At 63.8% G+C, this 16,492-nt stretch carries 15 protein-coding genes; 5 read left to right on the top strand and 10 right to left on the bottom strand.

The window, feature by feature from the left end:
* Positions 1-76: 76 nt before the first annotated feature.
* From ACP691_RS16725 to bioB, 10 genes are all read right to left on the bottom strand, one after another.
* Complete coding sequence (locus tag ACP691_RS16725; RefSeq protein ID WP_011063854.1) at positions 77-235, bottom strand: YqaE/Pmp3 family membrane protein; 159 nt, start codon at positions 233-235, stop codon at positions 77-79.
* Between the two features lie 302 nt (positions 236-537).
* Positions 538-2,313 (bottom strand): acyl-CoA dehydrogenase C-terminal domain-containing protein, encoded by a 1,776-nt coding sequence (locus tag ACP691_RS16720; RefSeq protein WP_426151315.1) that lies wholly within the window; start codon positions 2,311-2,313, stop codon positions 538-540.
* A gap of 96 nt (positions 2,314-2,409) precedes the next feature.
* Positions 2,410-3,693: a diguanylate cyclase gene (locus tag ACP691_RS16715; RefSeq protein WP_426151317.1), complete on the bottom strand. Its 1,284-nt coding sequence runs from the start codon at positions 3,691-3,693 to the stop codon at positions 2,410-2,412.
* A 310-nt stretch (positions 3,694-4,003) separates the two neighbouring features.
* Positions 4,004-5,809, bottom strand: coding sequence for a phenylacyl-CoA dehydrogenase (locus tag ACP691_RS16710; RefSeq protein WP_426151319.1), 1,806 nt, complete (start codon positions 5,807-5,809; stop codon positions 4,004-4,006).
* Positions 5,810-6,056: 247 nt separating this feature from the next.
* Positions 6,057-6,347 carry a pyrroloquinoline quinone biosynthesis protein PqqE gene (locus ACP691_RS16705; protein WP_426151321.1) on the bottom strand — a complete coding sequence of 97 codons (291 nt, stop codon included), beginning with the start codon at positions 6,345-6,347 and terminating at the stop codon, positions 6,057-6,059.
* A gap of 71 nt (positions 6,348-6,418) precedes the next feature.
* On the bottom strand, positions 6,419-7,099 hold the full coding sequence (gene bioD / locus ACP691_RS16700; protein ID WP_426151323.1) for a dethiobiotin synthase: 681 nt from the start codon (positions 7,097-7,099) through the stop codon (positions 6,419-6,421).
* Between the two features lie 12 nt (positions 7,100-7,111).
* Positions 7,112-7,906, bottom strand: coding sequence for a malonyl-ACP O-methyltransferase BioC (bioC, locus tag ACP691_RS16695; RefSeq protein ID WP_426151325.1), 795 nt, complete (start codon positions 7,904-7,906; stop codon positions 7,112-7,114).
* Positions 7,903-8,610, bottom strand: a complete 708-nt coding sequence (locus tag ACP691_RS16690) for an alpha/beta fold hydrolase (RefSeq protein ID WP_426151327.1) — start codon at positions 8,608-8,610, stop codon at positions 7,903-7,905. The genes bioC and ACP691_RS16690 overlap by 4 nt, the downstream gene beginning before the upstream one ends.
* Positions 8,603-9,775, bottom strand: coding sequence for an 8-amino-7-oxononanoate synthase (bioF, locus tag ACP691_RS16685; RefSeq protein WP_426151329.1), 1,173 nt, complete (start codon positions 9,773-9,775; stop codon positions 8,603-8,605). The genes ACP691_RS16690 and bioF overlap by 8 nt, the downstream gene beginning before the upstream one ends.
* Before the next feature lie 3 nt (positions 9,776-9,778).
* Positions 9,779-10,837 carry a biotin synthase BioB gene (bioB, locus tag ACP691_RS16680; protein WP_426151331.1) on the bottom strand — a complete coding sequence of 353 codons (1,059 nt, stop codon included), beginning with the start codon at positions 10,835-10,837 and terminating at the stop codon, positions 9,779-9,781.
* Positions 10,838-10,920: 83 nt separating this feature from the next.
* On the opposite strand from bioB, the gene ACP691_RS16675 reads away from it, so the two are divergent.
* The 5 genes from ACP691_RS16675 to rarD all read left to right on the top strand — a co-directional run bounded on the left by ACP691_RS16675 (position 10,921) and on the right by rarD (position 16,397).
* On the top strand, positions 10,921-11,658 hold the full coding sequence (locus tag ACP691_RS16675; protein ID WP_426151332.1) for a phosphoribosyltransferase family protein: 738 nt from the start codon (positions 10,921-10,923) through the stop codon (positions 11,656-11,658).
* A 48-nt stretch (positions 11,659-11,706) separates the two neighbouring features.
* Positions 11,707-12,471: a TOBE domain-containing protein gene (locus ACP691_RS16670; RefSeq protein ID WP_426151334.1), complete on the top strand. Its 765-nt coding sequence runs from the start codon at positions 11,707-11,709 to the stop codon at positions 12,469-12,471.
* 73 nt (positions 12,472-12,544) lie between these two features.
* Positions 12,545-14,449, top strand: coding sequence for a PhoX family protein (locus tag ACP691_RS16665; protein ID WP_426151336.1), 1,905 nt, complete (start codon positions 12,545-12,547; stop codon positions 14,447-14,449).
* Between the two features lie 49 nt (positions 14,450-14,498).
* Positions 14,499-15,473: a serine/threonine protein kinase gene (locus ACP691_RS16660; protein ID WP_426151338.1), complete on the top strand. Its 975-nt coding sequence runs from the start codon at positions 14,499-14,501 to the stop codon at positions 15,471-15,473.
* Between the two features lie 36 nt (positions 15,474-15,509).
* Positions 15,510-16,397: an EamA family transporter RarD gene (gene rarD, locus ACP691_RS16655; protein ID WP_426151340.1), complete on the top strand. Its 888-nt coding sequence runs from the start codon at positions 15,510-15,512 to the stop codon at positions 16,395-16,397.
* Positions 16,398-16,492 lie beyond the last annotated feature (95 nt).

Genomic DNA, 16,492 nt, shown 5'->3' with positions numbered 1-16,492 from the left:
ACTACCTGCCATGAGCGGGAAAGCAATCCAGTAGGAAGCAGCGCCAGCTGCCGAAATCCCATATCCGCAAGCGCGCCTAGCGTTTGGCGATGATGTACACGGCATGCACGATGCCGGGGATGTAGCCGCATAGGGTCAGCAGGATGTTCAGCCAGAAGGCGCCACCGAAGCCGACTTGCAGGAAAACGCCCAGCGGAGGCAGGAGAATGGCGAAGATGATGCGGATCAGGTCCATGGCTTGGCTTCCTTGAAGGTATACCGAACAGACCTTGGCGCGCCGCTGCGGTTCAGTGGCGCAAAGGCTCCGGACCTTTATAGCCCGCAAACAAGAAACCCCGCCGAAGCGGGGTTTGCAGACTTGTTTCCCTGAAATCCTTGTCATCCCGCCAACCTTGGCAGTAATCCTTGTCGTGTCCCTTTTCTGTTCGGCGCTTCCTGCGCTACGTCCATGTGCACAAGATACCGAAGCCCCCCAAGGCCGCCAATCAGTCATTTCCACCAGGGTATGTAAGCTGTGGCTTACACCTTGTAAGCCCTTCAGAAGTCGGCCGCGTCCATGAGATAGAGCGACTCGCTGCCTGCCTTGACCGCCGCGGCCAGGGAATGGATGCGCGGCAGCAACCGAGCGAAATAGAACCGCGCCGTGCCCAGCTTGCTGGCGTAGAAGGTGTCCCCTTCACCCTTGAGCGCGGCCTGCGCCATGCGAGCCCACATATAGGCATAGGCGGTATAGCCGAACGCTTGCAGGTATTCGACCGAGGCTGCACCGATTTCCTGCGGGTTCGCCTTGGCCCGGTCCAATACCCAGTTCGTAAGTGCATCCAGCGTGTTCAACGCGGCCAACAAGGGGCCTGTAAACTCGCGCAGGTGGTCATCGCCGGCCTCGGCGAAAGCCCGCGCCTCGTCCGAGAACAGTTTGTAGAAGGCTCCGCCGTTACCCACTACCTTGCGCCCCATGAGGTCCAGCGCCTGGATGCCGTTGGTGCCTTCGTAGATCTGGGTGATCCGCACGTCGCGTACCAGCTGCTCCTGGCCCCACTCGCGGATATAACCATGGCCGCCGAATACCTGCTGGCCATGGACCGTGGTTTCCAGTCCGGCATCGGTGAGAAACGCCTTGGCCACCGGCGTCAGCAGTGCCACCAGGTTCTCCGCGCGGGTGCGTTGAGCAGCGTCTTCGGCGTACTTGGCCACGTCAAGCTGCATGGCCACATAGGTGGAAAACGCCCGCCCGCCTTCATTCAGCGCCTTCATGGTCAGCAGCATCCGGCGCACATCCGGGTGGACGATGATGGGGTCGGCGATCTTGTCCTTTGCCTGGGCGCCGGTGGGCGCACGGCTCTGCAAGCGCTCCCGGGCGTACTCGATGGCGTTCTGGTAAGACCGCTCTCCAGAGGCCAGGCCTTGGATGCCTACGCCCAATCGTTCGTAGTTCATCATGGTGAACATGGCCGCCAGGCCTTTGTTCTCTTCGCCCACCAGGTAGCCAACGGCGTCGTCGAAGTTCATCACGCAGGTCGCCGATGCCTGGATGCCCATCTTGTGCTCGATGGAACCGCAGGTCACGGCGTTGCGCTGCCCGAGGCTGCAATCGTCGTTCACCATCACCTTGGGCACCAGGAACAGGGAGATACCCTTGGGCCCGGCAGGCGCATCGGGCAGCTTGGCCAACACCAGGTGAATGATGTTTTCAGCAAGGTCATGCTCGCCACCGGTGATGAAGATCTTGGTACCGCTGACCCGGTAACTGCCGTCGCCCTGAGGAACGGCGCGGGTGCGGATGATCCCCAGATCCGTGCCGGCATGAGGCTCGGTCAGGCACATGGAGCCGGCCCAGACGCCGGCATACATATTGGGCAGGTAGCGTTCCTTCAGCGCCTCGCTGGCATGGGCGGCGATGGACAGACAGGCTCCGGACGTGAGCATGGGGTACAGGCCGAAGGCGAGGCTGGAGGCGTTGACCATCTCCTCGACCTGAGCCGAGATAGCCTTGGGCATGCCCATGCCGCCGTAGACCGGGTCGCCGCCAACGCCGACCCAACCGCCTTCAGCGTAGGTCTTGTAAGCTTCGACGAAGCCCTTGGGCGTAGTGACCACAGTATCGGCATAGTGGCAGCCTTCTTCGTCCGCGGCGCGGCTCAAGGGCGCGATCGCACTGGCCGTCAGCTTGCCGGCCTCTTCCAGCACCGCCATGGCGGTTTCACTGTCCACCACTTCTGCCAGGCCTGGGAGTGCAGCCCACTGCGCGGGCGCATCGAACACCTCTTCCAATACGAAACGCATATCACGCAGCGGAGCTTTGTAGTCGGCCATGGCAACCTCGCAGTAAAGGTACAGGGATGGCGCCAGTGTAGCCCAACAACAAATCAGAGACGTAGCGTCATGGCATGACCAAAACCGCCATAAAAGTCACGCAGCCTTGGTACGGATGGCGCCTCGCCGGTTTTGGCCCTGGGCGATCACACAGTTGCGTCCAGCCCCCTTCGCCGCATAAAGGGCCTGGTCGGCAGCCTTGATGACTTCTTCCGGGCTACGCTGCTCCAGTTGCCGCTCGGCCACGCCAATGCTGATGGTCACCGATACCTGGGAGGCGCCGCTGGCTCCGCGCCGTTGTCGGCCTTGCTGGTCATCCACCGGCCGGTCCGGGTCGCGCAAGTGAATGACGTAGGCGGCGATCACGCCGCGCACCACTTCCAGATGAGGCAGGCACTCCTCCAGCGTCTTGCCTGCGAACACCAGCGCGAACTCCTCTCCACCGTAGCGGTAGGCGCGGCCGCCACCGCCGATCTTGCCCAGCTTGCTGGCCACCAGGCGTAGCACCTGGTCACCTACATCATGGCCATGGGTGTCGTTGAAGCGCTTGAAGTGGTCCACATCGCTCATGGCGATCACATAATTGCGCCCCAACCGCTGCAGGCGCTCATTGAGCGCCCGCCGCCCCGGCAGGCCGGTCAGCTCGTCACGGAAGGCCATCTGGTAGCCCTCGTGGGCAACAGCCGCGGCAATCATCAGCATCACCTGGCTGCACATGATGTTCAGGGTGAACGGCAGGATGAAGGTCTTCGGCAGCATCCAGAACAGCCCTGCCAAGCCGACCAACTGGGCGGCATGCAAGGGCCTGGGGCTACGCACGTATTGCACCCCCAGAAGAACGAACATCAAGACGAAGACCGGATAGGCCAACTGGATCAGGCTCATCCATTGCCCATGCAACGCCGGCCAGCGTATGTCCGCCAGCCAGTTCAACAGGGCCTGGGGAAAACTTTGCTCGAGCCCCAGGGCTACGCTGCCCACCGCCAGCAGCACGGCGAAGCGGGCGACCATATCCTGGAGCAAGTGGGTGCGTTCCTGCCAGGCGCCGTAAAGCCCATAGAGCAGGGGCAACAAGAGGCAACAGAGATGGAAGATCACGGCGGCGTCTTCCCTGACCTTACCGTTGTCCCGGTAATAGTCGGTCTGGGTATCGAGCAGGAAATAGGCGATGTACACCGTCACCATGAGGAACAGCTCCCGCTGGCGGCGATAGACCGTGCAGTAGGCGCCGCCCAACAGCAGGACCAAGGTAGGAAGGACATTGAACAGCGACGTGAAGAACACATTCAGGTCCCGCACGTACGCTGCCGCCAGGCCCGCCACAAGCAGCAGGACAGACGGAACGAAATGGCTATAGCGATAGGCGGATAAACGCGGCAAGGGGACTGGCTCCGACCCAGCAGACAGGTTATGGCATTGTGCCTTTATTTGTATCGGCCTTGCCTGCGAAAGAATGAGGCATTCGTCAAAGGACGAAGCGAAACTCTAGCAGCTCGATACACATTAGCGGCGCAATTGGTCGGAAGGCTTGCTTGGAAAATTCGATTCATACAGCCGCGCAAGCGCGGCTGCCTGGAACTCTCCGGAAGGTTTTTGATGGGATCCAGCGACAGCGGCGAATGGCCGTGAATCAAGGCCGAATTCGCCAGCTTCGCTGGCTCCCACCGGGTGAATCAAGACAGCGCAGGCTTCAATAACCCAGGTCGAACGCCGCTTCGTCCAGTTCCATCAGGTTGCCGGCACCGGACAGCATGGCCGCCACGTGGGTACGGGTACGCGGCAGGATGCGCTGGAAGTAGAAGCGCGCGGTGCTGATCTTGGCCTTGTAGAAGGCTTCCTCGGACGTACCTTCGGCCAGCTTGGCGGCGGCCACACGCGCCATGTCCGCCCAGAAGTAGGCCAGGCAGGCGTAACCGGAGTACATCAGGTAGTCCACCGAGGCGGCACCCACTTCTTCGCGGTCCTTCATGGCGGCCATGCCCACTTTCATGGTCAGCTCGCCCCACTCCTTGTTCAATTGCGCCAGGGGCGCCACGAACTCGGCCACGGCGGCATTGCCTTCCTGGGCCTGGCAGAACTTGTGCACGATCTTGGTGAAGCCCTTGAGCGCCTCGCCCTGAGTCATCAACACCTTGCGGCCCAGCAGGTCGAGGGCCTGCACGCCGGTGGTGCCTTCATAGAGCATGGAAATACGACTGTCGCGTACATTCTGCTCCATGCCCCACTCGGCGATGAAGCCGTGGCCTCCGTAGATCTGCACGCCGTGGTTGGCGGCTTCGAAGCCCACTTCGGTCATGAAGGCCTTGGCGATAGGCGTCATGAAGGCCAGCAGGCCATCAGCGCGCTTCTTCTCTTCCTCGTCCTGGCTGTACTTGACGATGTCCACCAGCTTGGAGGTGAAGTACACCATCGCCCGGTTGCCTTCAGCGAAGGCTTTCATGGTCAGCAACATGCGACGCACGTCCGGATGCACGATGATCGGGTCGGCCGGTTTTTCCGGTGCTTTCGGGCCGGTCAGCGAACGCATCTGCAGGCGCTCGCGGGCATATTTGAGGCCGCCCTGGAAGGCGATCTCGGCATGGGCCAGGCCCTGCAGCGCGGTGCCCAGGCGCGCGGTGTTCATGAAGGTGAACATGCAATTCAGGCCCTTGTTGGCCGGGCCGATCAGGAAGCCGGTCGCGCCGTCGAAGTTCATCACGCAGGTGGCGTTGCCGTGGATACCCATCTTGTGCTCCAGGGAACCACAGGACACGCCGTTGCGCTCACCCACGCCACCTTCGGCATTGGGCAGGAACTTGGGCACGATGAAAAGGGAAATCCCCTTGGTGCCGGCGGGAGCATCCGGCAGGCGAGCCAGTACGATGTGCACGATGTTCTCGGCCATGTCGTGTTCGCCGGCCGAGATGAAGATCTTGGTGCCGCTGACCTTGTAGCTGCCATCGGCCTGTGGCTCGGCCTTGGTGCGCAGCATGCCCAGGTCGGTACCGCAGTGGGGCTCGGTCAGGCACATGGTGCCGGTCCATTGGCCGGACACCAGCTTGGTCAGGTAGGTGTGCTGTTGCTCAGGGGTGCCATGCGCGGAAATGGTGTTCATGGCGCCATGGGACAGGCCCGGGTACATGCCCCAGGACCAGTTGGCGGTACCCACCAGTTCGCTGATCGCCAGGCCCAGGGACTCGGGAAGGCCCTGGCCACCGTGTTCAACGTCATGGGCCAGGCTTGGCCAGCCGCCTTCGACGAACTGCTGGTAGGCTTCCTTGAAACCGGTAGGGGTCTTTACCCCTGCTTCGGACCAGGTGCAGCCTTCCAGGTCGCCGACGCGGTTGAGCGGCGCCAGCACCTGCTCGCAGAACTTGGCGCCTTCCTCGAGGATGGCATCCACCATATCCGGAGTCGCGTCCTGGCAGCCAGGCAGGCTTTGATAGTGCGCCTCGTAGCCGAGCAATTCGTCACGAACGAAGCGAATATCACGCAAGGGGGCCTTGAACTCGGGCATAACGAAAACCTCTGTGCTGAATCCGATGGGAGGTAAACCGCAATAATAGAGGCATCCACCCACGGCGGACGCGTCAAACAGGTGTTTGAAACATACGTTTATGCCAGATGGGTTGTCAATAGGCCCTTGGGTGCAGCCTGTCACCTCGAGCCAAAGCAAGACGCCCCGCCTACGCTAAAGCGCGGGCGGGGCGTCTGTGCATTCGGATGCTTAGTGAAGCAAGGTAACGAAGCGTTCAGTGAGCGCTTCAGGCATAGGTATCGATCATCGTTCCCAGTGCCCGGTCGGACGCCTTTTCCACCTTCGCCCCGGCCTCTACCTGCAAGGCTGCCTGGGTCATCTGCACCGTGAGCGCGGCCAGGTCGGTTTGCTGGCTGCTGTCCACGGCCTGGAGCCGTTGGGCCTGGTAGCCAGTGGATTGGCTCAGGGTAGGACTGTCGTTCGCCACGCCGGCCACGGCAGTGGCGGCGTTATCGAAGCGTGCACTGGCAGCCTGGATCAGGCTGAGGCCGGAATTCATCGAAGAGGTAATCTGCATGGCGGCGGTGCCCCTGCTTGGCTATGTGCCATCAGTGTACGCCGTCCACGGACGACGTAAAGCGACGTTGGTCAGGCCAGCCGGCTCAGGTCCAGATGGTCGGCCACTGCGGCAGCGCCGGGAAGGTCCAGGCGCGGCACTCCTCCTAGGCACGGGGCAGACAGCCGTTGGGCCAGGGTATCGAGGTTGGCGTCCAGACGAGAGGTACTAGGGTCGATGATGTTGGCCACCCAGCCCGCCAGTTGCAGGCCATCACGGGCAATGGCTTCGGCCGTAAGCACGGCATGGTTGATACATCCCAGGCGCACTCCGACCACCAGTATCACGGGCAGGCCCAAGGCAATGGCCAGGTCGGACAGGTTGTCTTCCCCGGCCAGGGGTACGCGCCAGCCACCCGCCCCTTCGATCAGGGTGAAGTCTGCCTGCTCGGCGAGCACCTTGCGCATGGGGGACAGCAGGGCCTTGGCGGTCAGCCCTACGCCTGCCTCTTGCGCGGCGATATGGGGTGCAATGGCCGGTTCGAAGGCGTAGGGATTGATGGCTTCATAGGGCAGCTTCAAGGTGCTTTCGGCCATGAGTGCCAAGGCGTCGCTGTTGCGTAGCGCCCCCTCGACCCATTCGCAGCCGGAGGCCACCGGCTTGGCGCCGAGAGTGCTCAGGCCTTGGCGTTTGGCAGCCTGAAGCAGCCCGGCGCTGAGGGTGGTCTTGCCGACTTCGGTATCGGTGCCGGTTACGAAATAAGCAGCAGTCATCAGTCTGTCTCCTCAAGCCTTGCTCAGAACGCCATACACCACTTGATAAGTGGCGGGCAGCCCGGCGGGGGTGCGCCAGCGTTCGTAGGCCTGCAGCATGGCGGCGACACGGGCGCGGCCGGTAAGGCCTCCCGGGCGGCCAGGGTTAAGGTTGTGGGCGCCGAGCGCCTTGAGTTCGTGAGTGAGGCCGCGTACGTCCGGGTAGTGGAGTACCCAAGGCCGGCATTCAAGCTCCAGCACCGTCAGGCCGCTCTCGGCGCACAGGCGCTGGTAGGTTTCGAACGCGCGGAAGCGGTTCACATGCACCTGCCCGTCGGCGGCCTCCCAACTGTTGCGCAACTCGGCCAGGGTGCCGGTGCATAGGCTGCTGAACGCAAAATGCCCCCCGGGCTTGAGCGCATCGCGCACTTGGGCAAGCACCCGACCGAAGTCGCCACACCATTGCAGCGCCAGGCTGCTGAATACCAGGTCCAGCGTGTCAGGGCGCAGAGGCAGGCTCTCTGCATCCGCGGCAATATGCCAGGCAGCCCCGCCCAGTCCACGCGCATGGGCGAGCATGCCCTCGGCGATATCCAGGGCCAGCCCTTGCGCCGAGGTAAAGCATTGGTCCAGCCGACGGCTGAAATGGCCGGTGCCGCTGCCCAGGTCCAGCCACAGGCGCGGCGTCAGCGTTGGAGGAAGCATGCTTAACAGATGCTCCCCGACCCCACGCTGGAAGGCGGCGACGCTGTCGTAGGTCGTGGCGGCGCGGGAGAACGAGGCCGCGACCTGACGCTTGTCCGGCAAACCGGCATGAATCTCGGTCATGCCGTCTCCTCAATGAACGCTGCCACTCGGACCGCCACCTCCGTGGCCGCCTCGTTCACCCAGGCATGGCATCCGGGCATCGTTGCCACAATGGCGCCTGGTGCCAGCTTGCCCAAGGCCGTGGCAGCCGCTATCGGCACCAAGGCATCAGCCTCGGCGAACAGGTGCAACTGTGGCAGTCGCAGGCGCGCCATGGCGGCTCGGTTGTCCAGCGCGGCCAGTAATCCCAGCGCGGCCGAGTCGGCATAGGCGGGGCCGCCCTCGGCCAACTGCTTGGCCAGGCCACGCGCAGCCGGGCTCCCCTGAGCGCAGAGCAGCGAGAAGCGCTTGAGCGTAGCGGCCCGGTCGGTTGCGCACAGCTGTGCAAAGCCGTCGAATACCTCTGGCGCCATGGCCGCAGGCCAATCCTCGCGGGCGACGAAACAGGGGTTGCTGGCAAAGGTAATCAGCCCCGGGCAAGCCGCGCCACGACGCGCCGCCAGCGCGGTTGCCAGCATGCCGCCCAACGACCAGCCCAGCAGCCAGGCACCTGCGGGCACTACCTGGTCCAGCGCGGTCAGCGCTGCCCCAGCGGCGCCTAGCTGTGGCAGCGGTATGAGTTCCACCTGCACGCCCGGGCGAGCGGCTTCCAGCGCCTTGGCCAAAGGTTGCAATGGCTCCAGGCCCAACCCCCAGCCCGACAGCAGGGCCAATACTTCACTCATCCAAGGCCCCCAGTTGCGCCTGGCATTCAGCCAAACCCTCAAGCAGGCGCGCGACTTGGGCCTGGCTATGGGCCGCGCTCAGGGTGACTCGCAAGCGGGCGCTGCCGGCCGGCACCGTGGGCGGGCGAATGGCCGTGACCAGCAAGCCGCGTTCGCGCAAACGCCCGGACCACGCCATGGCACGCTCGCTACTGCCCACCACGATGGGCTGGATGGGCGTGTGGCTGGGCATCAGGTCAAGGCCCAAGGCCTGGGCACCGCTGCGAAACTGCTCTACCAGGGCCGCCAGGTGCTCCCGCCGCCAGGTTTCCCGGCGCGCCAACTCCAGGCTCTTCAAGGTTGCGCAAGCCAGCGCGGGGGGCTGGCCGGTGGTGTAGATGTAAGGCCGGGCGAACTGGATCAAGCACTCGATCAGGGCTTCGCTACCGGCGACGAAGGCGCCAGCGGTGCCGAACGCCTTGCCGAGGGTGCCGACCAATACGGGCACCTCCTCCAGGCCAAGACCGAAGTGCTCCACGATGCCGCCTCCCTGGGCGCCGAGCACACCCACGCCATGAGCATCGTCCACCATCAGCCATGCATCCCTGGCCCGGGCCACCTGGGCAAGGGCAGGCAAATCGGCGAGGTTGCCATCCATGCTGAACACGCCGTCGGTGATCACCAGGGCGTCTCCCTGGGCGCCCGCCAGTCGGCTGGCCAGGCTGGCCGGGTCGTTGTGCAAATAGCGAGAGAAACGGGCACCGCTGAGCAGGCCCGCGTCCAGCAGGGACGCATGGTTGAGGCGATCCTCGAACACACTGTCGCCTTTGCCTACCAAGGCCGTCACGGCCCCCAGGTTGGCCATGTAGCCTGTGGAAAACAGCAGGGCGCGGGGTCGCCCGGTCAATTCGGCCAGGGCTTCCTCCAGCGCATGGTGCGGGGCGCTATGGCCGATCACCAGATGCGATGCCCCGGCACCTACGCCCCAGCGTTCGGCACCGTCGCGCCACGCCTTGATCACCTCCGGATGATTGCCCAGGCCCAGGTAATCGTTACTGCAGAAAGCCAATAACCGCTGGCCATCCACGACTACGTCTGGCCCTTGGGGACTTTCCAGGGTGGGACGCTGGCGATAAAGGCTTTCAGCGCGCCGTTGAGCCAGGCGCGCCTGAAGGTCGAACGCCATGCCTTACACGGCCGCCGCGTCGTAGAACAGTTCGCCGCTACGCTGCTCCACCAACGCTTGCTCGATCGCCGCCTGGTGAACCTCGTCGTCATGCTCTTCACGGGCCTCCGGGCGGATACCCAGGCGGGCGAACAGGCGCATGTCCTTGTCCGCCTGAGGGTTGGCGGTGGTCAGCAGCTTCTCGCCGTAGAAGATGGAGTTGGCTCCGGCCATGAAGGCCAAGGCCTGCATTTGTTCGTTCATCTGCTCGCGACCCGCGGACAGCCGTACATGAGAACGGGGCATCAGGATGCGCGCCACGGCCAGCATGCGAATGAAATCGAAGGGGTCGACGTCCTCGGCATTTTCCAGCGGGGTGCCAGCGACCTTCACCAGCATGTTGATCGGTACCGACTCCGGATGCTCCGGCAGGTTCGCCAGTTGAATCAGCAGGCCGGCGCGGTCGTCCAGGGACTCGCCCATGCCCAGGATGCCGCCGGAGCAGATCTTCATGCCCGCGTCGCGGACATAGGCCAGGGTCTGCAGGCGCTCGCCATAGGTACGGGTTGTGATGATGTTGCCGTAGAACTCCGGCGAGGTATCCAGGTTGTGGTTGTAGTAGTCCAGGCCGGCTTCGGCCAGGGCCACGGTCTGGTCACGGTCCAGGCGCCCCAGGGTCATGCAGGTTTCCAGGCCCAGCGCCTTGACTCCACGGACCATCTCCAGCACATAAGGCATGTCCTTGGCCGACGGATGCTTCCAGGCCGCGCCCATGCAGAAGCGCGTGGAACCAATGGCCTTGGCGCGGGCGGCTTCCTCGATGACCTTCTGCACTTCGAGCAGCTTTTCTTTCTCCAGGCCAGTGTTGTAGTGCCCGGACTGTGGGCAGTACTTGCAGTCTTCCGGGCAGGCGCCGGTCTTGATCGACAGCAGCGTGGAAACCTGAACCTGGTTGGGATCGAAGTGGGCGCGGTGCACGCTCATGGCCTGGAACAGCAGGTCGTTGAAGGGCTGGGTAAAGAGGGCCTTGACTTCGGACAGGGTCCAATCATGACGCAGCGGGCTGTTCAGGCTGGCGCTCATCGGGGTTTCCTTGTTTTATGCAGAGGCGCCGGGCGACCACGCCTGGCGGTTCACGGTAGTAAACAAATGGTCAAGGAAGGCCCATGCGCTGTCAACCGCTACGCGACCTGCTGGTCGACATATGCTCAAAATTTAATCAAACCTGTTATTTCTGTGGGGCCCGCGGCGATAACCCTTACCCGCTCTGCTCGGGCTGCGAAGAGGATTTGCCCTGGGCCCGCCAGCGTTGCCTGCACTGCGCGCTGCCGCTGACCTTCGATAGCCAGTGTTGCGCGAAATGCGAAGTGGCACCGCCGCCGTTCGCCTGCGTCGAAGCCCCCTGGACCTACGATTTCCCTCTGGATGCAGCCATCCTGGCCTTTAAACACAGGGGAAACCGCCCGATGGGTCGACTGCTGGCCGACAGGCTTGGCGCTTGGCTCACTCACCGCTACCAGCAGGGGCTGCAGCGGCCCCAGCAATTGCTGGCCGTACCGGTGGCGGCCAAGCGCTTGCGCCAGCGCGGCTTCAACCAGGCGCAAGCCTTGGCCGATGACCTATCGAGACGGCTGCGCATCCCGGCACCGGCCGGTAGCCTGGTGCGCCTGCGCAACACGCCGGCCCAGCAAGGCCTGGACCTGGTTGCCCGACAAGGCAACCTGAAGGGGGCCTTCGCCTTGAGCGCGAAGGCGAAGGTCCAGGGCCTGCACCTGGCCATCGTCGATGACGTCATGACCACTGGCGCGACCGCGACGGCCCTGGCAAGGCTACTGCTCGAGGCAGACGCCCACCGGGTGGATGTCTATTGCCTGGCCCGTACCGCCAGTGGCGTGGTGGCTTGACGAGGGGCCAGGCGCGGCGCAAGGTCATGGCTTTGCGCGAACCTGGCCATGTCTTTACCGCCCGAACTGTCCCACTACTTCTGGCAGCGCCCACAGCGGATCGCGTTGTTGCAGCACATTGCCGAACAGGGCTCCATCACCCGGGCGGCGCGAGCGGCCGGCCTTAGCTACAAAGGGGCCTGGGACGCCATCGACGAGCTCAACAACCTGGCGCCTTGCCCACTGGTGGAGCGCAGCGTGGGAGGCCGAGGCGGAGGCGGCGCGCGCCTGAGCGAGGACGGCGCCCGCGTGTTGCGGCTGTACCAGCGCTTGCAGGCGCTGCAAGCCCAGATCCTGGCAATCGCTGAAGATAGCGCCGACCTGGACCTGCTTGGCCGCTTGCTGCTGCATACCAGCGCGCGCAACCAGCTGGCCGGCAAGGTAACGCTGATCGAGCGGGCCGAGGGCATGGACCTGATCCACCTGGACCTGGGCGGTGGGGTAGCGATAAAGGCCCGGATCACCCCGGACAGTACCCGTCGCCTGCGGCTGGCCCTGGGGGTACCTGTCAGTGCGCTGATGAAAGCAGGCTGGATCCAGCTGCAAGGCAGCCAGACTTCACCCGCGAACGGACACAACGCCCTGCTGGCTCGCGTCGAAGCCCTTGAGCCAGCTGACTCGGGGCCAGCCGAGGTACGCCTGGCCCTGAGCAATGGCCTAACCCTTTGCGCCCTCGCCGATGGCGAGCAAGTGCAAGCCCTGGGCTTGCGGACCGGCACCGATCTGCTGGCCTGCTTCGACCCTGGCTCCGTGCTGCTGGGGCGGCCGCTCTGACGGGTGACGGCATCGTCACCAAACCGTCATGAGGTCTGGTTAACGTGGCGGGCTGAACCGCAGGGAGCCGACCATGACCACTTATAACGACAACGAACAGCCCACCGATCTCGAACGCTATGTAGGCCTGAGCCGGCGCCGTTTCATCGGCGCCGGGGCCCTGTGCGGCGCCGCCATGTTCCTTGGCGGCGGCCTGCTGGCTCGCAGCACCTTGGCCCAGGCAGTGGAAAACGCCAAGGGGTCGCTGCTAGGCTTCGACTCCATCGCCGCCGTTACCACTGACACCGTTACCTTGCCGCCAGGCTACCAGGCCAAGGTACTGATCAGTTGGGGCCAGCCGCTGCATGCTGGCAGCCCCGCCTTCGACCCCAGCGGGCGGGCCGATGCGAAAACCCATGAGCAGCAGTTCGGTGACAACAACGACGGCATGAGCTTCTTCCCGTTCCCGGACGACCCTGACCGCGCGCTGATGGCGATCAACAACGAATACACCAACTATCGCTATCTGTACGAGCACGGAGGCCAACCTGTGTCGGCCGCCGAGGTGCAAAAGGCACTGGCCGTGGAGGGGGTCTCGGTAATCGAGGTGCGCCGCGAACAAGGCCAATGGCGCTTCGTGCAGGGTTCGAAGTACAACCGGCGTATCCACGGTAACACGCCCTTGCGTTTCAGCGGCCCGGCCGCGGGCGACGAGTTGCTCAAGACCGCCGCCGACCCCAGCGGGCGCCAGGTGTTCGGTACCTTCCAGAACTGCGCCAACGGCAAGACGCCATGGGGTACCTACCTTACCTGCGAGGAGAATTTCACCGACTGTTTCGGCTGCAGCCAGCCGGACGCCAAGCTCGACGCCGCGCAAAAGCGCTACGGGCTGGCCCCCGCCAGCAAAGAAATTGGCTGGCACACCCATGACGAACGCTTCGATGTTTCACGCAACCCCAACGAATTGAACCGCCACGGCTGGGTGGTGGAAATCGACCCCTTCGACCCGGCCTCCACCCCGGTCAAGCGCACTGCGCTGGGCCGTTTCAAGCACGAAAACGCGGCCGTGGGCGAAACCGCCGATGGCCGGGCGGTGGTGTACATGGGTGACGATGAACGCGGGGAGTTCATTTACAAATTCATCAGCCGTGACCGCATCGACCACGCCAACCCCAAGGCCAACCGCGACCTGCTCGACCACGGCACCCTCTACGTCGCCCGCTTCGACGCCGGCGACGGCAATCCGGACCGGCCCAAGGGCCGCGGCGAGTGGGTGGCGCTGGAGCATGGGCGTGATGGGCTGGACGCCCAGGCCGGCTTCGCCAGCCAGGCACAGGTCCTGGTGCATGCGCGCCTGGCCGCAAGCGCGGTCAAGGCCACGCGGATGGACCGCCCCGAGTGGATCGTCATCAGCCCCCTGGACGGCCAGGTGTACTGCACCCTGACCAACAACGTGAAACGCGGCGAGGACGGTCAGCCTGTGGGTGGGCCGAACCCGCGCGAGAAGAACGTCTACGGTCAGATCCTGCGCTGGAAGCCCGAGGCCAATGACCACGGCGCCGCAGCGTTCGAATGGGACCTGTTCGTGGTGGCGGGCAACCCTCAGGCCAACCCTCAAGGGCCCAAGCGCGGCTCGGCCAACATTACCGCGCAGAACATGTTCAACAGCCCGGACGGCCTTGGCTTCGATGCCAGCGGGCGGCTGTGGATACTGACCGATGGGGACGTGAGCAATACCGGTGATTTCGCAGGCATGGGCAACAACCAGATGCTCGCCGCGGACCCGGCCACGGGCGAGATCCGCCGGTTCATGGTGGGCCCGGTCGGCTGCGAAGTCACTGGCATCGCCTTCGCGCCAGACTATCGAACCCTCTTCGTGGGCATTCAGCATCCCGGTGAGAACGGCGGCTCAACCTTCCCTGAGCACCTGCCCAATGGCAAGCCGCGTTCTTCGGTGATGGTGATCACGCGTCAGGACGGTGGCTTGATAGGCGCCTGAGGCGGCGGCGTGCGCTACCATGTGTAGCCACACGCGCCCAGGAGCCGGCATGTCTCACCCCTTCGATACACTCACCCCCGACCGGGTACTCGATGCTGTCGAAAGCATCGGGTACCTGTGCGACGCCCGGGTTACGGCCCTCAACAGCTACGAAAACCGGGTGTATCAGGTCGGCATCGAAGACACCGAGCCCTTGATCGCCAAGTTTTACCGGCCCGGCCGCTGGAGCGATGCCGCCATCCTCGAAGAGCATGCCTTCACCGCTGAACTGGCCGACTGCGAGGTGCCCGTGGTTGCGCCCTTGGTGCGTGACGGTGTAAGCCTGTTCGCCCATGGCGAGTTTCGCTTCGCGCTCTTTCCCCGGCGCGGCGGTCGCGCGCCGGAGCCTGGCAACCTGGATCAACTGTATCGGCTCGGGCAGCTACTAGGACGGCTGCATGCGGTAGGCGCCAGCAAGCCCTTTCTGGCTCGCGAAGCGCTGACAGTGGATAACTTCGGCAGCGCCTCGCTGACTACTCTCCTGGACGGTGGCTTCATTCCCGCCAGTCTGCTGCCGGCCTACTCCAGCGTAGCCAGGGATGTATTGGCGCGGGTCGAGGCCGCCTTCGCCAGCACAACGTTCGCATCGATTCGCCTGCATGGCGACTGCCACCCTGGCAACATGATGTGCCGCGACGAAGTTTTCCACCTGGTGGACCTCGACGATTGCCGCACCGGCCCGGCAGTGCAGGACCTGTGGATGATGCTGGCTGGCGACCGTCAGGAGCGGCTCGCCCAGTTGGCCGAGCTCATGGACGGCTACAATGAATTCCACAGCTTCGACCCCCGGGAGCTGGCGCTCATCGAACCGCTGCGTGCCTTGCGCCTGATGCATTACAGTGCCTGGCTTGCGCGCCGCTGGGACGACCCGGCCTTCCCGCGAAGCTTCCCCTGGTTCGGCAGTGAGCGTTACTGGGGCGACCAGGTACTGGCGCTGCGCGAACAATTGGCCGCCCTCGGCGAAGAACCGTTACGGCTGTATTGAGCGAAGCTATCCCTTCGAACCTGACAAGGACTAATCATGCAAACCGCCAACCCCCGGCGCGGCTACGTTCTGGGGCTGACCGCCTACATAATCTGGGGCGTATTCCCGATCTATTTCAAACTGCTGCAAAGCGTGCCTTCGATGGAGATCATCGTTCAACGCGTGCTCTGGTCCGCGGTCTTCGCGGTATTGACCCTGTTGGTGTGGAAACACCCTGGCTGGTGGCGCCAGCTTGTGGATAACCCGAAACGGTTCCTCGTGCTCATGTGCAGCGGCAGCCTGATCGCAGGCAACTGGCTGGTGTATGTCTGGGCGGTGAACAACGGGCGCATGCTCGAGGCCAGCCTGGGCTATTACATCAACCCCTTGGTGAATGTGCTGCTGGGCATGCTGTTGCTAGGGGAGCGTCTGCGCCGCCTGCAGTGGGTCGCCGTAGGCCTGGCGGTGATTGGCGTGGTGCAGCAGCTATGGCTGGTAGGCAGTCTGCCTTGGGTATCCCTGGCCTTGGCGCTGAGCTTTGCGTTCTATGGCCTGATCCGCAAGCAAGCCCCCGTCGCGGCCCTCCCTGGGTTATTGGTGGAGACCTGGATGCTGTTGCCCCTGGCGCTGGGTTGGCTGTTGCTGCATGGCGATGCGGTCACGGCCCAGCCTGAATTCTGGAGCACCTCGGTGGCCTGGTTGCTGGTGGCAGCCGGGCCGGTAACCCTGGTGCCTTTGCTGTGCTTTACGGCGGCTGCGCGCGACCTGCCTTATGCCACCTTGGGCTTTCTCCAATACGTGGCCCCGACCCTGGTGTTGATCCTGGCGGTCAGCTTCTATGATGAGCACCTGAGCACAGGCAACCTGATGGCCTTCGCTTTCATCTGGCTAGCTCTGGCGGTGTATAGCCTGGATGTGTGGCAAGTATTGAGAAAAAACCGCTGATCAAAAAACGAACAACCTGCTACAGCCTGCGATATTCGCGGGCTGTAGCTGAACATCCCAGGGTTATCCACAAGCTGGTCCACTCAGGCTGTGCA

It is taken from the genome of Pseudomonas sp. DC3200b2 (assembly GCF_049895785.1).
Taxonomy (GTDB): domain Bacteria; phylum Pseudomonadota; class Gammaproteobacteria; order Pseudomonadales; family Pseudomonadaceae; genus Aquipseudomonas; species Aquipseudomonas massiliensis.
This window is presented reverse-complemented; position numbering and strand designations above follow the sequence as displayed.